16 protein-coding genes are annotated in these 14,770 nt (G+C 74.7%); 7 read left to right on the top strand and 9 right to left on the bottom strand.

The window, feature by feature from the left end:
- Nucleotides 1-12: 12 nt before the first annotated feature.
- Complete coding sequence (locus ABD979_RS10915) at nucleotides 13-471, bottom strand: molybdenum cofactor biosynthesis protein MoaE (protein ID WP_345507488.1); 459 nt, start codon at nucleotides 469-471, stop codon at nucleotides 13-15.
- A 119-nt stretch (nucleotides 472-590) separates the two neighbouring features.
- On the opposite strand from ABD979_RS10915, the gene ABD979_RS10910 reads away from it, so the two are divergent.
- A complete protein-coding gene (locus tag ABD979_RS10910) occupies nucleotides 591-2,402 on the top strand; it encodes a zinc-dependent metalloprotease (protein WP_345507487.1) in 1,812 nt (603 codons plus the stop codon).
- 71 nt (nucleotides 2,403-2,473) lie between these two features.
- The gene (locus ABD979_RS10905; protein WP_345507486.1) at nucleotides 2,474-3,040 is read left to right on the top strand and encodes an NUDIX hydrolase; all 567 of its coding nucleotides are present in this window, start codon (nucleotides 2,474-2,476) and stop codon (nucleotides 3,038-3,040) included.
- Between the two features lie 59 nt (nucleotides 3,041-3,099).
- On the opposite strand, the gene ABD979_RS10900 is transcribed toward ABD979_RS10905, so the two are convergent.
- Nucleotides 3,100-3,651 carry a M48 metallopeptidase family protein gene (locus ABD979_RS10900; RefSeq protein WP_345507485.1) on the bottom strand — a complete coding sequence of 184 codons (552 nt, stop codon included), beginning with the start codon at nucleotides 3,649-3,651 and terminating at the stop codon, nucleotides 3,100-3,102.
- 179 nt (nucleotides 3,652-3,830) lie between these two features.
- On the opposite strand from ABD979_RS10900, the gene ABD979_RS10895 reads away from it, so the two are divergent.
- The 3 genes from ABD979_RS10895 to ABD979_RS10885 all read left to right on the top strand — a co-directional run bounded on the left by ABD979_RS10895 (nucleotide 3,831) and on the right by ABD979_RS10885 (nucleotide 6,995).
- Nucleotides 3,831-3,992 (top strand): DUF5679 domain-containing protein, encoded by a 162-nt coding sequence (locus tag ABD979_RS10895; RefSeq protein ID WP_020143053.1) that lies wholly within the window; start codon nucleotides 3,831-3,833, stop codon nucleotides 3,990-3,992.
- Nucleotides 3,993-4,206: 214 nt separating this feature from the next.
- Nucleotides 4,207-5,475 carry a hypothetical protein gene (locus ABD979_RS10890; RefSeq protein WP_345507484.1) on the top strand — a complete coding sequence of 423 codons (1,269 nt, stop codon included), beginning with the start codon at nucleotides 4,207-4,209 and terminating at the stop codon, nucleotides 5,473-5,475.
- A 188-nt stretch (nucleotides 5,476-5,663) separates the two neighbouring features.
- Nucleotides 5,664-6,995 (top strand): ABC1 kinase family protein, encoded by a 1,332-nt coding sequence (locus ABD979_RS10885; RefSeq protein WP_345507483.1) that lies wholly within the window; start codon nucleotides 5,664-5,666, stop codon nucleotides 6,993-6,995.
- Nucleotides 6,996-7,006: 11 nt separating this feature from the next.
- Here the strand turns inward: ABD979_RS10885 and ABD979_RS10880 are convergent, their stop codons facing one another.
- From ABD979_RS10880 to ppk2, 6 genes are all read right to left on the bottom strand, one after another.
- Nucleotides 7,007-7,246, bottom strand: a complete 240-nt coding sequence (locus ABD979_RS10880; RefSeq protein WP_345507482.1) for a hypothetical protein — start codon at nucleotides 7,244-7,246, stop codon at nucleotides 7,007-7,009.
- A 134-nt stretch (nucleotides 7,247-7,380) separates the two neighbouring features.
- On the bottom strand, nucleotides 7,381-7,515 hold the full coding sequence (locus ABD979_RS10875; RefSeq protein ID WP_345507481.1) for a hypothetical protein: 135 nt from the start codon (nucleotides 7,513-7,515) through the stop codon (nucleotides 7,381-7,383).
- 74 nt (nucleotides 7,516-7,589) lie between these two features.
- Entirely contained in the window at nucleotides 7,590-7,877 is a 288-nt protein-coding gene (locus ABD979_RS10870) for a WhiB family transcriptional regulator (RefSeq protein ID WP_345507480.1), read from the bottom strand.
- Nucleotides 7,878-8,171: 294 nt separating this feature from the next.
- A complete protein-coding gene (locus tag ABD979_RS10865) occupies nucleotides 8,172-8,432 on the bottom strand; it encodes a hypothetical protein (RefSeq protein ID WP_345507479.1) in 261 nt (86 codons plus the stop codon).
- Between the two features lie 142 nt (nucleotides 8,433-8,574).
- On the bottom strand, nucleotides 8,575-10,716 hold the full coding sequence (locus tag ABD979_RS10860) for an ATP-dependent DNA helicase UvrD2 (RefSeq protein ID WP_345507614.1): 2,142 nt from the start codon (nucleotides 10,714-10,716) through the stop codon (nucleotides 8,575-8,577).
- On the bottom strand, nucleotides 10,713-11,552 hold the full coding sequence (gene ppk2, locus ABD979_RS10855; protein WP_345507478.1) for a polyphosphate kinase 2: 840 nt from the start codon (nucleotides 11,550-11,552) through the stop codon (nucleotides 10,713-10,715). The genes ABD979_RS10860 and ppk2 overlap by 4 nt, the downstream gene beginning before the upstream one ends.
- Before the next feature lie 94 nt (nucleotides 11,553-11,646).
- Here ppk2 and ABD979_RS10850 point away from each other — a divergent pair, with 94 nt between their 5' ends.
- Complete coding sequence (locus tag ABD979_RS10850; protein WP_345507477.1) at nucleotides 11,647-11,916, top strand: mycoredoxin; 270 nt, start codon at nucleotides 11,647-11,649, stop codon at nucleotides 11,914-11,916.
- Nucleotides 11,917-11,940: 24 nt separating this feature from the next.
- On the opposite strand, the gene nudC is transcribed toward ABD979_RS10850, so the two are convergent.
- Nucleotides 11,941-13,089, bottom strand: a complete 1,149-nt coding sequence (gene nudC, locus ABD979_RS10845) for an NAD(+) diphosphatase (RefSeq protein WP_345507476.1) — start codon at nucleotides 13,087-13,089, stop codon at nucleotides 11,941-11,943.
- 85 nt (nucleotides 13,090-13,174) lie between these two features.
- Between nudC and ABD979_RS10840 the strand changes: the two genes are divergently transcribed.
- Entirely contained in the window at nucleotides 13,175-14,752 is a 1,578-nt protein-coding gene (locus tag ABD979_RS10840; RefSeq protein WP_345507475.1) for a phosphotransferase, read from the top strand.
- Nucleotides 14,753-14,770: the final 18 nt, after the last annotated feature.

Here is a 14,770-nt window from a genome sequence, read left to right as displayed (position 1 = left end):
GCTTGATCGTCCTCACGGCAGCCCGACCCACTCGTCGGCGCCGTCGGCGAAGAGCTGGTGCTTCCAGATCGGCACCGTGGCCTTCAGCTCGTCGATCAGCTCGCGGCAGACCTCGAAGGCCTCCGCCCGGTGCTCGGCGCTCACCCCGACGACGACGGCGACGTCACCGACCTCGAGGTGCCCGACGCGGTGGACGAGGCCGATGCGCACGGCCCGCCCGTCGGCGGCGAGCCGCTCGGCGAGGGCCCGCGCGGCCTCGGCCGCCTGCGGGTGGGCGGAGTAGTCGAGGTGGGCGACCGGGGCATCCGTCGTCCCGGCGCCGTCGGCGTGCGCCGGCCGGTCGTGGTCGCGCACGGTGCCGATGAAGAGGCACACCCCGCCCGCCCGGGGGGAGGAGACGCCGGCGAGCACCTCGTCGACCGACAGGGGTGTCTCGCGGATCTCGGCAAGGGTGACCGTCACGCCCGCCATCGTAGGCCGGGTCGCCCCGGGGTGCGTCGCGGGCCGGGAACCAACGGCGGTGATCCGTGGTTGTCTTGGTGTGTGGCCGTCCGGCCGCAGGTGACGCGCACGAGTGGGGATGAGCAGGCATGGCCGACGACCGTGGACGCGGTGACGACAACCGCAGCGACCGGGACGACGAGCCCCGCGAGCCCGACGCCTCGAGCGGGGCCGGCGAGACCGGCGCCGGAGACACCGGGGGCGCCGGGCCGGCCGGCGACACCGGTGCGGGTGGGTCGCAGGGCCGCCGCCCGGGCGAGTCCCCCTTCGGGCTCCCGCTGGACCGTTCGGGGGCCGGCTTCGGTGCCGCACCCGGCACGGGTGCCGGCGGTGGGTTCGGTGGGTTCGGCGGGTTCGGTGGCCTGCCCGACGTCGGCGGCATGGACGCCTCCGACCTCGGCGCGATGCTCGAGAAGGTGCTCGGCGAGGCCGCGGACAACCCCGAGCTCGCCGAGGCGATGCGCAGCATGGGCGTCGACCCGACCGACCCGGCCACCCAGGCCGCGATGCGTGCCCAGCTCGGCACGTTCATGGCGGCGCAGCAGTCGCCGACCGGCTCGCGCGACCTCGCCACCGAGGTGGCGCGCCGGCACGTGCTCACCGTCGACGGCAACGACGTGCACGACCCCGCGGCCGACCGCGTCGTCGCCGACGCCGTGGCCGTGGCCACGCTCTGGCTCGACGAGCAGACCACCCTCGCCGCACCCGCGTGGCGGGCGACGGGGTTCAGCCGCGCCGAGTGGGTCGACGCGACCATGCCGCGCTGGTTCGAGCTCATCGAGCCGGTCTCGGACGGGGTCACCTCGGCCACGTCCGACGCGATGCGCAAGCAGGTCGGCGAGCTCGGCCCGGAGGCCTTCGGCGAAGCGCTGCCCGAGGGGCTCCCGGCCGGCTTCGACCCGCGCGAGATGGTGGAGCAGTGGGCGCCGATGCTCGGCAACCTCAGCCGGCAGATGTTCTCGGCGCAGCTCGGCCAGGCCGTCGGCACCCTCGCCACCGAGGTCGTCAGCGGCACCGAGGTGGGCCTGCCCCTGACCGAGCCCGGCCTCGTCGCCCTCCTGCCCGGCAACGTGGCCCAGCTGGCCGAGTCGCTCGAGATCGACGTGGCGCAGGTGCGCCTCTACCTCGCGGTGCGCGAGGCCGCTCGCGTGCGGCTCTTCGCCGAGGTCTCGTGGCTCGGGCCGCAGCTGCTCTCGGCCGTGTCGGACTACGCCCGCAACATCACCATCGACACCGAGGCCATCGAGTCGGCGCTGTCGACGATCGACCCCTCGGACCCCGAGGCACTGCGGGAGGCCTTGCAGGGCAACCTCTTCCGGCCCCAGCCCACGCCGGCCCAGCGAGCCGCCCTCGGCCGGCTCGAGACCCTCCTCGCCCTCGCCGAGGGCTGGGTCGACCACGTGACCGACCGGGCCACGGCGCGGCACCTGCCGCAGTCCGCTGCCCTGGCCGAGACCATCCGCCGCCGCCGCGTGGGCGGCGCCGCGCAGAAGACGTTCGCCGGGCTCGTGGGCCTCGAGCTGCGCCCGCGCCGCCTGCGCGACGCGGCCAACCTCTGGGCCGCGCTCGAGAACGCCGGTGGGCCGGACCTGCGCGACGGACGGTGGGCGCACCCCGACCTCGCGCCCACCTCGGCCGACCTCGACGACCCGATCGGCTTCGTCCAGCGCGCCGCCGGCGAGTCCTCGCCCGGCGCGCCGGCAGGCTCGACGGACTCGATGGGTTCGACGGGTGCGACCGACTCGGCGGGCAGCCCGGGCGCGTCCGACCCCACGGGCGGCGACGAGGACACGATCAGCGCCGACCTCGACGCCGTGCTGCGCGACATCCTCGAGGAGGCCGACCGCGAGCGCGGCGCCGGGGGCGAGCGCGACGAGCGCCCCGGCGACGACCCGCGGTGACGGGCGCCACCACAGGCGCGTGTCCGGATCCGTCTTCGTCGCCGGGGCCGGCGACGACGGCTTCCGGCGCGGTGGACGCAGGCGCGGCGTGGGCCACCCTGCACGCGGACGCCGTGGCCCGGCTCGAGTCCTGGGCCGCGCCCGACGCCCGTCAGGAGCAGCTGCGCCTCGACTTCCTCGCGCACCTCGCCGCCCACCCCGATGCCATGAGCAAGGCCGGGCCGCCCGCCCACCTCACCGGGAGCGTCATCGTCCTCGACGAGGCCGGCGGGTCGGCGCTGCTGACGCTGCACCGGCGGGCGCGCGAGTGGTTCCAGTTCGGTGGCCACTACGAGCCCGGTGACGCGTCGGTGTGGCACGCCGCCACGCGCGAGGCACGCGAGGAGTCCGGGATCGCGCACATCGCGGCGCTGCCCGAGATCGTCCAGCTCGACCGGCACGTGCTCGTCGGCGACTTCGGCACCTGCCGCGAGCACCTCGACATCCGCTTCGCCGCCGTGACGGCGCGCGACACGCGGGCGAGCGTCAGCACCGAGTCGATCGACGTGCGCTGGTGGCCCGTCGACGAGCTGCCCATCGGCACACGTGACGAGCTGGCGCCGCTCGTCGCGGCCGGCCTCCGGGCGACCCGGTCCTGACCGTCGCGTCCTGACCGTCGCGTCCTGACCGTCGTGCTGGCGTCGGCCGGGCGATCCGCTCAGTCGTCGCTGAGGTCGAGGCCCGCCGTCGCGGACACTCCCTGGAGGTAGCCGCGCGCCCGCTCGAGCCGCGGGTAGTCCTGCAGCAGGGCCCAGAACTCCGGCCCGTGACCGGGCTGCAGCAGGTGGGCGAGCTCGTGGAGCAGCACGTAGTCGACGACCCACCCGGGCATGCCACGGAGCTTGTCGGACAAGCGGATCGAGCCCTCGGCCGGGGTGCAGGAGCCCCACCGCGAGTTCTGGTTGGACACCCACCGCACGGTGGTCGGCACGGCCCGCCCGCCGAGGTGCTCGCGGGAGAGCGCGAGCGCCCGCTGCTCGAGGTCGCCGTCGGTGCGCCGGCGGCGCTGCTCGGAGGCGGCGACCCGGGCCACCATGGTGCGCACCCACTCGCCCTCCTCCGCCCGGCTCATGCGAGCCGGCACGAGCACGACGAGCCGCCCCTCCTGGCGGTAGGCCGACACGGTGCGGCGCCGCCGGACGCTGCGGCGGACCTCGACGGTCACGCCGTCGACCACCGTCTGCACCACCTCACGCCGCTCCGTCGCCATGAGGGCAGGGTAGGCCCGAGGGCCGACACCGGCGCGCAGCGCGGCCGCGCGCCCGCGGCATACCCCATCGGCGCGAGGCGCGCCAAGCGGGGGATGAGCATGATTTCGTGCTCAGCGTGCTCTAGGGTTGAACGAGTCGAGGCACCCGTCGGATGGGTGCCAGCATCAAGGAGACACCAATGGCTGACGAGACCTACAAGGGCGAGTTCTACTGCGTGAAGTGCAAGGAGAAGCGCGAGGCCGAGGGCAAGGTTGTCGTTTCCGACAACGGCCGTCGGATGGCCAAGGGCCAGTGCCCCGTCTGTGGCACGAACCTCAACCGCATCCTGGGCAAGGCCTGACCAGGTCCTGACGGCGTCACCGACGCCGTCCATCGAGGGGGCGGGACCACACGGTCCCGCCCCCTCGTGCGTGCCCGGCGGCCCGCTCCCCCGCCGCCGGATGCCGGACGCCCCCTCGGGCGGGGCTGTGGACGACGCGCTCGCGTCGTCACGCGCGGTGCGAGCCTGACCTCGAGGTCGGCGCCCGCCGGGCGCCGCCGGGTCTGGAGGTCCCATGTCCGCTGCCCCCATCCCGCCGCACCCGAGGGTCCCCGTCTGGCTGCGGCCCCTCACCCGACGACCGGGTGAGGTCCAGTTCGGCGTGCTGGCCGACGGCCCGGTGGTCTCGGGCATCGACACGGTCGAGGCCCTCCTCCTGCGCCGGCTCGACGGCGCCCTCCCCCTCGACGTCGTCGACCACCTCGCCCTCGACGCCGGGATCCCCCACGAGCGGTGGCGCACCCTGCTCGAGCTGCTGGCGCGCCTCGGCGTGCTGACCGAGAGCGCGGGTCCCGGCACGCACGACGCCGACGACCCGGCCCACACCCCGCGCCGGGCAACGAGCCCGGCAACGAGCCCGGGAGCACCCCCGACCACGAGCCCGCTCCAGATCCCGGGCGCGAACCCGGCCGCGACGCGGGCACGGCCGTCGGGGACGGACCTCGGGGCGGGCGTCCTCGCGACGCCCCGGGAGGGACCGGACGGGACGGGCGGGCTGCCGCGCGTCGTCGTCGACGGCTGCGGGCCCGTCGCGTCCGAGATCGCCGCGGCCCTCGCCCGCACCGGAGTCCGTGTCGTGCACGGACGCGCGGCGGTCGACCGGGCCCTCGCCTCCCCCGACCGGCCGCGGCCCGACCTCGTGGTGCTGGTCGGCTCCCCGGTGGTCGACCCACGGCGGGCGGACCCGTGGCTGCGCCGCGGCATCGTCCACCTGCCGGTCACCCCGGCCGCTCCACGCACCGTCATCGGGCCCGTCGTCGACGGCTCCGCCTCCGCGCCCTGCCTCTGGTGCCTCGAGCACCACCGCGCCGATCGTGACGAGGCGTGGCCGACGGTGATGAGCCAGTCCGTGGCGACGATCGCGTCGGCGACGGTCGCGTCGGCGACGCACCCGTGGGGCGGTCAGGGCCGCACGTCGACGCCGGCGCCCCGGGACGTCGCGACCGGCCCGGACGGCACGGATGCCGCCCAGACGGACGAGGCGGCAGATCCAACAGACCCGGCAGACCCGGCGTCCGTCGCCGTCGCCGTCGACGTGGACGGGACGCACGACGCGCTCGCCCCGGGTCTGGCCCAGCTCGTCGTCGGCAGCGTCACGCTGCTCGTCTCGGGCGCGCTCCAGGGGCGGCTGCCCCCGCCGGGTGTCTCGGTGGAGGTGAGCCCGCCGTGGCCCCGGCTCGACCACCGGCGGTGGCCGGTGCACCCGCTCTGCACGGGCCACCTCATCGTCCGACCCTCGACAGCCCAACCCTCGACAAGCGGGGCACGCGGGGAGCGCCCGTGACGTGGCGGCAGGGCCGTGCGCATAGAGTCGGGTGAGGAGGCCGAGGCGGGCCCGCACGGCCCGCACGGCCCGTGACCGCGCTCGTTCGTGCCACCACGAACGTGCACGGGCCGGCGGCAACGCCGACACCGACCCTGACAGCGCCACGACACCGACACCGACACCCACGACCCGAGGAGGTGCCCCCGATGACCGACCTGCCCCGCAAGGCCGTGGTGCGCTCCGCGCGGCTCGCCGCGGTGCCCCTCGGGTTCGCCGGGCGCACCGCCCTCGGCCTCGGCAAACGGCTCGGTGGGCGCCCCGCCGAGCTCGTCGCCGCGGAGCTGCAGGCGCGCACCGCGCAGCAGCTCTTCCAAGTGCTCGGCGAGCTCAAGGGCGGCGCGATGAAGTTCGGCCAGGCCCTCTCGATCTTCGAGGCGGCCCTGCCCGAGGAGCTCGCGGTGCACTACCGCGCGACCTTGACCAAGCTGCAGGACAGCGCGCCGCCGATGCCGACCAGCTCGGTGCACGGGGTCCTGCGAACCTCCCTCGGCACGCGGTGGCGCAGCCGCTTCGAGTCCTTCGACGACCAGCCGGTGGCCTCCGCCTCGATCGGCCAGGTGCACCGGGCCGTCTGGAAGGACGGGCGCGACGTCGCGGTCAAGATCCAGTACCCCGGGGCCGGCGCCGCCCTGATGAGCGACATCCGACAGATCAGTCGCGTCGCGAAGGTCGCCGCGGGCTGGGTGCCGGGCATCGAGCTCGGGCCCATCCTCGACGAGCTGCGTGACCGCATGGCTGAAGAGCTCGACTACCGCCTCGAGGCCGACTCCCAGGCCACCTTCGCCGCCGCCTTCGCGGGTGACCCCGACTTCCACGTCCCCGAGGTCGTCGAGGGCCGCGAGCACGTCATCGTCTCCGAGTGGATGGACGGCGTGCCGCTGTCGCGGATCATCGCCGAGGGCACCCCGGAGCAGCGCGACCGCTCCTCGCAGCTCTACCTGCGCTTCCTGCTCGCCGGCCCGGCCCGTGCCGGGCTGCTCCACGCCGACCCGCACCCGGGCAACTTCCGGATGACTCCCGACGGTCGGCTCGGGATCATCGACTTCGGCGCGGTCAACCGCCTGCCCGACGGCATGCCGCCGGAGATCGGGCCGCTGCTCACGACCGGGCTCGAGGGCAGCGCCGAGCAGGTGCTCGAGGGGCTGCGCGAGATCGGCTTCGTCAAGAACACCATCGACCTCGACCCGGAGCGGCTGCTCGACTACCTCGAGCCCTTCATGGCCCCGTTCCGCGACGACACGTTCACCTTCAGCCGTGACTGGCTCCGCGGCGTCTTCGCCCACATCAACGACCCCCGGCAGCCGAACTACGCGGTGGCCTACAAGCTCAACCTGCCGCCGGAGTACCTACTCATCCATCGTGTGTGGGGCGGCGGCATCGGCGTGCTCAGCCAGCTCGGCGGCACGGTGCACGGCCGCGCGATCGTCGACGAGCTGCTCCCGGGGGCAGACCTCCCGCCGGTCGGCACGGCGGTCTGAGCCGACCGGGCTCACCACCAGGCCGGGTCGAGCTTGCCCTCGATGGAGCGCAGGTGCTCGCGACTGCAGCGGTCGCAGGTCCAGCGGGAGCGTCCCCCGTCGCTGCCCCGGCTCCACGTCAGCCGGGCGGCCGCCCGCTGCTCGGGTGCCGGCGTGGCACCGCAGGTGGCGCAGACGAGCTCCGCGTCGGGGTCGGGTCCGGCCTCGGGGTCGGGGGTCCGGCCCGTGGGTGGGGTGCTCGGGGCGTCCATGTCGTCTCCTTCCGCTGACTCGCAGTATCCGCCCGGACGGGCCCGGACATGCGAAACCGCGGGTGACGTGCGCGTCACCCGCGGCTCGCTCACTCGATTCAGTTGTCCTGCAGTGCGCCGCTCGGCGCTGTCGTTCACTTCTGGCTGTGGCGTCGACTGGCGCGGATCTCCTGCGCGATCAGGCGGGCGCTGCGACGGATGCCGCTGCGGTCCTCGCGCTGACTGCGCTGGGTGATGCGCTCGCGAGCCAGCATCTCGAGCTGGTTCATGACGATCTCCTGGTCTGTGAAAAAGGTTGGTGTCGTTGGCTGCCCGCACGGGGGTCATGCGCGGTCACGCACGCTCAGGCAGCGACGGGGTGCTTGCGCGGACGTCCCCGCGGCCGCTTCCGGGCCACGATGGCGCCCTGGACGAGCAGCTGCCCGCCCCACACGCCCCACGGCTCCTGTCGCTCGAGGGCCCCGGCGAGGCACTGGGTCCGTGCCGGGCAGAGCCCGCAGAGCGTCTTGGCGAACTCGACGTCCTCCGGGCGCTCGGCGAACCAGAGCTCCGCGTCGTAGTCGCGGCACGGGATGGTCTCGCCGACCTGCTCGGCCTCGGTCCTCATGTCGATCAACTCGCTCAGCTGCATCGTTCTCACCTCCGTCTCGAGGGCGCCCGTCGCGGGGTGCCCCTGCTCACTCGTGTCTGGCCTGGTCCGCAGACCGGCACCGGTGGTGCGCGTCTCGGTCCTGCTGCTCGGCATCCGGGGAGTCATGTCGTGTCCCTGTTCCCTGATCTGTCAGGCACCCGGTCGGGTGCTTCCTCTGCGGTGTGGTGCGTGCTTCGGGCGGAGCGGCGATCGGTGCTCAGACGGTGCTGGGACACGAAAAAGGCCGCGGACCCGGTGATGTCGGGTTCGCGGCCTGTGAGGCGTCAGGTCTGGTCAGACCGGGGGCCTCCCAGGACGGGAGCGTGCGACATCGGTGGTCTTGTACGAGGGGGCGGACGTGCGGTCGTCGACCGAGACGTCTCCCGTGGTCGGGGCGATGAAGGCGCCGAGGCGGCCGCCGAGGACGGCGGCGGACACAGCGGTCCCCTGCTCCGGAGCGTGCACGGCCGCGAGGCGGACATCGCCGGTGGTCGGCCGCAGACGCACGGAAAGGACGCAGGAGACTGCGTTCATCGTCATCGTGGTGTTGTCCATCAGGCCGACCTCCTCACTTCTGCTCACGGGCCCCAGCTGACCACCTAGGTCACCGGGCTTGACTCCGACAAGGGTACGCGTGCGCCTCCGAGCCGAACAACTCATTTAACGAAGTTTTCCGAAACTTTTTCCTTCGCCACCATCAGGCGCCCGATTCCTCTGCGGCAGAACGGGTTTCGAGCAGCTCCTGCGGGTCGGCACCGCCGAGGATGGCGAGGATGTCGGCGCCGTACTGCTCGATCTTGCGTGCCCCCACCCCGCTGATCGTCGACAGCGCACCCTCGTCGGCGGGCTCGTTCTCGGCGATCGCGGTCAACGTCGCGTCGGTGAAGACGACGAAGGCCGGCACGCTCGCCTCGCGGGCGACGGCCATGCGCCAGGTGCGCAGCCGCTCGTACGTCGCCTCGTCGTACGTCGGCGGGCAGGTGTCGCACCGGCCCGTCTTGCGCTGCGCGGCCGGCACGAGCTCGGCCCCGCAGCTGCGGCAGTGCGCGATGCGGGCCACCTTCGGGGCGGCGCGTCGCGACCCACCGGGCCGCCCCTCGGTGCGGGCGCCCTGCCCGAGGATGCCGGCCGCGGGCGCGAGGAAGCGGGAGACCCGGCGCGTCGACCGCGCCCCGGGGGTGCGGGCCCCGGACCACGAGATGAACAGCTGGCGCCGAGCCCGCGTCAGCCCGACGTAGAGCAGGCGCCGCTCCTCCTCCACGGCGTCGGGGCCCTCGGCCATCGAGATCGGGATGAGCCCGTCGGAGGCCCCGACGAGGAAGACGGTGTCCCACTCGAGGCCCTTGGCCGCGTGCAGGCTCGCCAACGTGACGCCCTGGACGGTGGGCGCGTGCTGCTCGGCCGCGCGGCGGTCGAGCTCCGCGACGAGCTCGGGCAGCCGGGCGTCGGGCACCGCGGCCGCGAGGTCGTCGGCGAGGGTCGCGAGCGCGAGCAGCGACTCCCACCGCTCCCGGGTGGCCCCGGCGCCGGCGGGCGGCTCGTGCGACCAGCCGGCTCCCGTGATGACGTCGCGGGCCAGCTCGCCCAGCGGCTTCTCGCCGTCGTCGCTGCGGGCGGCGCCGCGCAGCAGCAGGATGGCGTCGCGCACCTCCTTGCGGGCGAAGAAGCGGTCGCCGCCCCGCACGAGGTAGGGCACGCCGGCGTCGGCGAGGGCCGACTCGTAGGCCTCGGACTGGGCGTTCGTGCGGAAGAGCACCGCGACCTCCCCGGCGGGGTGGCCCGCGGCCACGAGCGCCCGGATGCGCTCGGCGACGGCCGAGGCCTCCGCCGGGTCGTCGGGGTGACCGGTCAGCTCCGGCTCGGGCCCCGCCTCGCCCTGCGCGAGGAGGCGCACGGCGCCGTCGCGGGCCGCCTGCGTGCCCGAGGCCACGATGGTGTTCGCGAGCGCCACGATCTGGGGCGTCGAGCGGTAGTTGCGCACGAGGCGCACGACGTGCGCCGTGGCGAAGCGCTGGGGGAAACCCACGAGGTGCCGGGGGCTGGCACCGGTGAAGGAGTAGATCGTCTGGGCCGGGTCGCCCACGACGCAGAGGTCGTCACGCTCCCCGAGCCACTGGTCGAGGAGGCGCTGCTGCAGGTCGTTGACGTCCTGGTACTCGTCGACGACGAACTGGCGGTACTGCCCGCGCACCGTCCGGGCGATGTCCTCGCGCTCGTCGAGGATGCCGACCGTCAGCAGGAGCACGTCCTCGAAGTCGATGACGCCACGCCGTTGCTTGACGTCCTCGTAGGCCTCGAAGAGGCGCGCCATCGCGGTGAGGTCGAGGCCGGGCGGCTCGCGGCGCTGCTCGCGGGCCCGGGCGGCATACGACTGCGGCGTCAGCAGGTTGACCTTGGCCCACTCGACCTCGGCGGCGAGGTCGCGGATGGTGGTGCGGTCGAACTGCAGGCGCAGCCGGCTCGCCGCCTCGGCGACGGCCGGCGCCTTGTGGCTCATCACCTCGGGAGCGGCTCCGCCGATGGCCTGCGGCCAGAAGAAGTGCAGCTGGCGCAGGGCCGCGGCGTGGAAGGTGCGCGCCTGCACCCCCTGCACGCCGAGCCCGCGCAGGCGTGAGCGCATCTCGCCGGCCGCGCGCGCGGTGAAGGTCAGGGCGAGCACGCGCTGCGGCTGCTGCGCCCCGGAGTGGACGGCATACGCGATGCGGTGCGTGATGGCGCGGGTCTTGCCGGTACCGGCGCCGGCGAGGATGCACAGCGGGCCGGGCGGGGCCATCGCGACCTCGCGCTGCTCGGGGTCGAGGCCGTCGAGGATCTGGTCGGCGGTCGGTGCGGCGCTCAGGAGCGATCACCCTTCGCTGCGGCGAGCACTCTCGCGGCGTGGTCGGGAACGTAGTTCTGGTCGGCCTGCGGCGGGCGCTCGTAGCCACGGGGCGCGGGCCGCGCGGGCACGGGCGGGACGTCGGGGCGGACCTGTTCGTGCGGGATGGAGGAGAGCAGGTGGTGCATGACGTTGACCCGCGACCGGCGCTTGTCCTCGGACTCCACCACGTGCCACGGCGCCCAGTCGGTGCTCGTCGCGGCCATCATGACGTCCTTGGCCTCGGAGTAGTCCTCCCACCGGGTGATGGACTCGAGGTCCATCGGCGAGAGCTTCCACTGCCGCATCGGGTCCTTCGCGCGCGCGCGGAACCGGCGCTCCTGCTCCACGTCGGAGACGCTGAACCAGTACTTGCGCAGGATGATGCCGTCGTCGACGAGCATCCGCTCGAAGACCGGCGCCTGCTCGAGGAAGCGCGCGTGCTGCTCGTCGGTGCAGAAGCCCATGACCCGCTCGACACCGGCGCGGTTGTACCAGGACCGGTCGAACAGCACGATCTCGCCGGCGGCCGGCAGGTGGGCCACGTAGCGCTGGAAGTACCACTCCGAGCGCTCCCGGTCGGTCGGCGCCGGCAGCGCCGCGATGCGGGCCACGCGGGGGCTGAGGTACTCGGTGATGCGCTTGATCGCCGAGCCCTTGCCGGCCGCGTCCCGCCCCTCGAAGACGACGACGACGCGCTGGCCCGTCGTGCGGACCCATTCCTGGAACGCGACGAGGTCGGCCTGGAGGCGTCGCACCTCCGCCTCGTAGACGGCGAGGTCCATCTTCGGGGATCGTTTTGCACCGCGCGTCGCCATGGAGCCATCCTTGCACCGAGGGGAGACGCCCGGAGGGGGCGTCCCCACCGTCCGACCCCGCACGGGTCGGACCACCGGACCCACGAGGAGCACCATGCCCGCCACGCCCGACGTCACGCCCGCGGAGGGCTCGGTCACGATGTTCACGACCTCGTGGTGCGGCTACTGCGCACGGCTCAAGGGCCAGCTGACGCGCGAGGGCGTGCCGTTCACCGAGATCGACATCGAGGGAAGCCCCGAGCACGTCGACTTCGTCGAGCAGGTCAACGGGGGCAACCGCACCGTGCCGACCGTCGTCTTCCCCGACGGCAGCGCGGCGACGAACCCCTCGCTCGCCGAGGTGCGCGCCCGCCTCGCCGGCTGACGACCCCCGGCGACTCCAGCGACGTCAGTGACGGCGGCCGTCCGGCACTGCCGCGGCCGACTCGACCGTCTCGCCGAGCCAGTGCTCGATGATGCGCTTGGCGATGGAGATGCCGCTCGGCGTGCGCACCGAGCCGTCGCGCAGCGCCGCGCGGTACTCCGCCCGCGTCACCCAACGCGCCTCGGCCATCTCGAGGGGGTCGAGGGTCAGCTCGGTCTCGGTCGTCCGGGCGGCGAAGCCGATCATCGCGGACGACGGGAACGGCCACGGCTGGTTGCCGAGGTAGCGCACGTCGTGCACGGCGATGCCGACCTCCTCCGCGACCTCGCGGGCGACCGCCGCCTCGAACGACTCCCCCGGCTCGACGAAGCCGGCGAGCACCGAGAAGCGGCCCTCGGGCCAGTGCGCACCGCGCCCGATGAGGAGGCGGTCGTCCGGGTCGACGACCGACATGATGACCGCGGGGTCGGTGCGCGGGTAGTGCTCGGTGCCGTCGCGCTCGCAACGGCGCACCCAACCGGCCTGCGTGGGCGTCGTCACCGACCCGCAGCGGGGGCAGTGCGCGTGCGTCGCGTGCCAGTTGGCGAGGGCGAGCACCGTCGTGAAGATCCCCGCGTCGAGCGGGCCCAGGGTCTCCCCCGCCTGCCGCAGCGCGAGCCACCGGCGCACGCCGGCTCCCCCGTCCGCCGCGTCCTCGCCCTCGTCGTCCGGTTCGTCACCGACGACGCCGACGTATGCCGTGCCGTCGGGTCCGCGGCCGAGGTGCAGGGCCAGCCGGGCCGGGTCGGCCGGTTCGGGGGCCCGCAGCACGAGGGCCAGGCCGCCGTCCCCGTCGGCACCCTCGGAGGTGACTTCGAGGCGGTCGCCCCGCAGCTCGGCCACCCGGGTGGCGGGGTCGGCCAGCAGGGCGGCGAGCACGTCGGGCCGACGGCGCTCGTCGGCCACCCGGTCGAGCGAGGGGCGCGCGAGGGCCAGGTGCGGGAGGGGACCGGCGGCAACCGGGCCCGGCGCGGCAGCGATCCCGGATGCCGTGTCGCCCGCGTGCGAGCCGACGGCAGGTGCCGGGCCGGTCGCGCTGGCCGGGCTGGTCGGGCTGGTCGGGCTCGTCGGGCTCGTCGGGCTGGTCGGGCTCGTCGTATCGGTCGTCTCGGACGTCTCGTCGGTCAGGGCCACCCGATCAGACTAGGACGGCGACGAACGGGCCCGGCACGGGCGTCGCCTCCCACGCTCAGCACGCCGTGCCGCATACGGTGGAGGGGTGACCCGCAGCCCGCTTGTCCTCGCCGCGCTGGCGAGCTCGGCCGTGCCCGGGCTCGACCCGGTGAACGTCGAGGGCGTGGTGACCCGGCCCGGCGACCTCTTCGAGATCGCCTACGTCCAGGACAGCCAGCACCGCCGGTGGGTCGTCAAGGCTCCGCGGACACCTGCGGCCGGGGCGATGCTCGACGACAGCGTCGCGCTCGGGGCCCTCCTCGGGCGCCGTCTCGACGTCGCGATGCCGATGGTCCGGGGGCATGCCCCCGTGCCGGAGGGCCGGGCGGCCGTCTACCTCCGGCTGCCGGGCCGCCCGCTCGACTTCGCGGGCCTCACGCCGGGGGCCCTCGCCGATGACGTCGGTCGCGCGCTGGCGCACATCCACAACGTCGAGCACCTCGTCTTCGAGGAGGCCGGCCGGCCCACCTACGACGCGGAGTCGCACCGGCGCCGGCAGCTCTCCGAGCTCGACCGCGCCGCGGCCACGGGGCACGTGCCCACCGGGCTGCTGACGCGCTGGGAGCACGCCCTCGAGGACGTCTCGATGTGGCGCTTCGCGCCGACCGCGGTGCACGGCACCTTCACGGGCGAGAACGTGCTCGCCTCCTTCGACGACGACGACGACTCCTCGACCGGCCGGGTGCGCGGCGTGCTCGGCTGGGAGGAGAGCCGCGTCGGCGACCCTGCCGACGACGTCGCCGAGCTGGCCGAGGTCGCCGCGCCCGCCGCGCTCGACGCCGTGCTCGAGGCCTACGCGCGCTCGCGCGTCGAGCGCCCCGACGCGTCCCTCGTGCGCCGGGCCCGCCTCGCCGCGGAGATGACGCCGTTGCGCGTCCTGCTCCGGGCGCTCGCCGCGGGCCAGATCGAGGTCGTGGAGCGCACGGCCGAGCAGCTGCGCGCCCTCGACGCACGGGTCGAGGACGACGACCGTCGCCGCGCGGCCGAGGACGCCCGTCGCAGCGAGCGCACCCGGCTCGCCCAGGAGAGGGCGGCCGCGGCAGCGTCGTCCGCCGCTGTCGTCCCACCGGCCACCGCCCCCGGCACGGGAGCTGGCTCGCCACCCGGCTCGGGCCCCGGCGCCGGTTCCGCCCCGGGTGCCGACGACGCGCACCGCGAGCCGGAGCCGGCCTGGGACGCCACCGCGCCGCACGTGCCCTTCCCGATGCTGGGCGAGACGCAGGCCGTCCCGATGGTCGACGAGCTGGGCGAGCCCGACCCGTCGACGACGACCACCGCGCCCGGGTCGGACGACGACGTCACGGCTGCCGACCCCTCGGACGGCCCGACCACGACCCCCGAGCCCACCGAAACCTTCGAGACCCCCGAGACCCCCGAGACGCACGCAGCGCCTGCGGAACCTGCCGACCCGGCTGCTCGCGCCGCGGAGCCCGAGGGATCCGAGGAGCCCGCCGCGGAGGAGTCGCAGCCGGTCCCGGTCGTGGCCGCGGACGCCGACGACTCCGCCTTCGAGATCGACGAGGTCGAGGCGCTGCCCGAGGAGGCCGACGGCGTGCTCGACCTGCACGAGGGCGCCTCGGACTTCGTCCCCGTCACCCCGGCCGAGCACCCGAAGGACCGCTGACCCGCCCACCTCGTCGAC

The organism is Terrabacter aeriphilus (assembly GCF_039542985.1).
Lineage (GTDB): Bacteria > Actinomycetota > Actinomycetes > Actinomycetales > Dermatophilaceae > Terrabacter > Terrabacter aeriphilus.
Note: the sequence above shows the minus strand (reverse complement) of the source record. Positions and strands in the feature narration are given on the sequence as shown.

Excerpts from the sequence above, each read along its gene's own strand:
- ABD979_RS10890 (WP_345507484.1), top strand. The coding sequence starts at position 4,207 with ATGTCCGCTGCCCCCATCCCGCCGCACCCGAGGGTCCCCGTCTGGCTG.
- ABD979_RS10880 (WP_345507482.1), bottom strand. The coding sequence starts at position 7,246 with ATGGACGCCCCGAGCACCCCACCCACGGGCCGGACCCCCGACCCCGAG.
- ABD979_RS10885 (WP_345507483.1), top strand. The coding sequence starts at position 5,664 with ATGACCGACCTGCCCCGCAAGGCCGTGGTGCGCTCCGCGCGGCTCGCC.
- ABD979_RS10850 (WP_345507477.1), top strand. The coding sequence starts at position 11,647 with ATGCCCGCCACGCCCGACGTCACGCCCGCGGAGGGCTCGGTCACGATG.
- ABD979_RS10865 (WP_345507479.1), bottom strand. The coding sequence starts at position 8,432 with ATGGACAACACCACGATGACGATGAACGCAGTCTCCTGCGTCCTTTCC.
- ABD979_RS10895 (WP_020143053.1), top strand. The coding sequence starts at position 3,831 with ATGGCTGACGAGACCTACAAGGGCGAGTTCTACTGCGTGAAGTGCAAG.
- ppk2 (WP_345507478.1), bottom strand. The coding sequence starts at position 11,552 with ATGGCGACGCGCGGTGCAAAACGATCCCCGAAGATGGACCTCGCCGTC.
- ABD979_RS10870 (WP_345507480.1), bottom strand. The coding sequence starts at position 7,877 with ATGCAGCTGAGCGAGTTGATCGACATGAGGACCGAGGCCGAGCAGGTC.
- ABD979_RS10875 (WP_345507481.1), bottom strand. The coding sequence starts at position 7,515 with ATGAACCAGCTCGAGATGCTGGCTCGCGAGCGCATCACCCAGCGCAGT.
- ABD979_RS10900 (WP_345507485.1), bottom strand. The coding sequence starts at position 3,651 with ATGGCGACGGAGCGGCGTGAGGTGGTGCAGACGGTGGTCGACGGCGTG.
- ABD979_RS10915 (WP_345507488.1), bottom strand. The coding sequence starts at position 471 with ATGGCGGGCGTGACGGTCACCCTTGCCGAGATCCGCGAGACACCCCTG.
- ABD979_RS10910 (WP_345507487.1), top strand. The coding sequence starts at position 591 with ATGGCCGACGACCGTGGACGCGGTGACGACAACCGCAGCGACCGGGAC.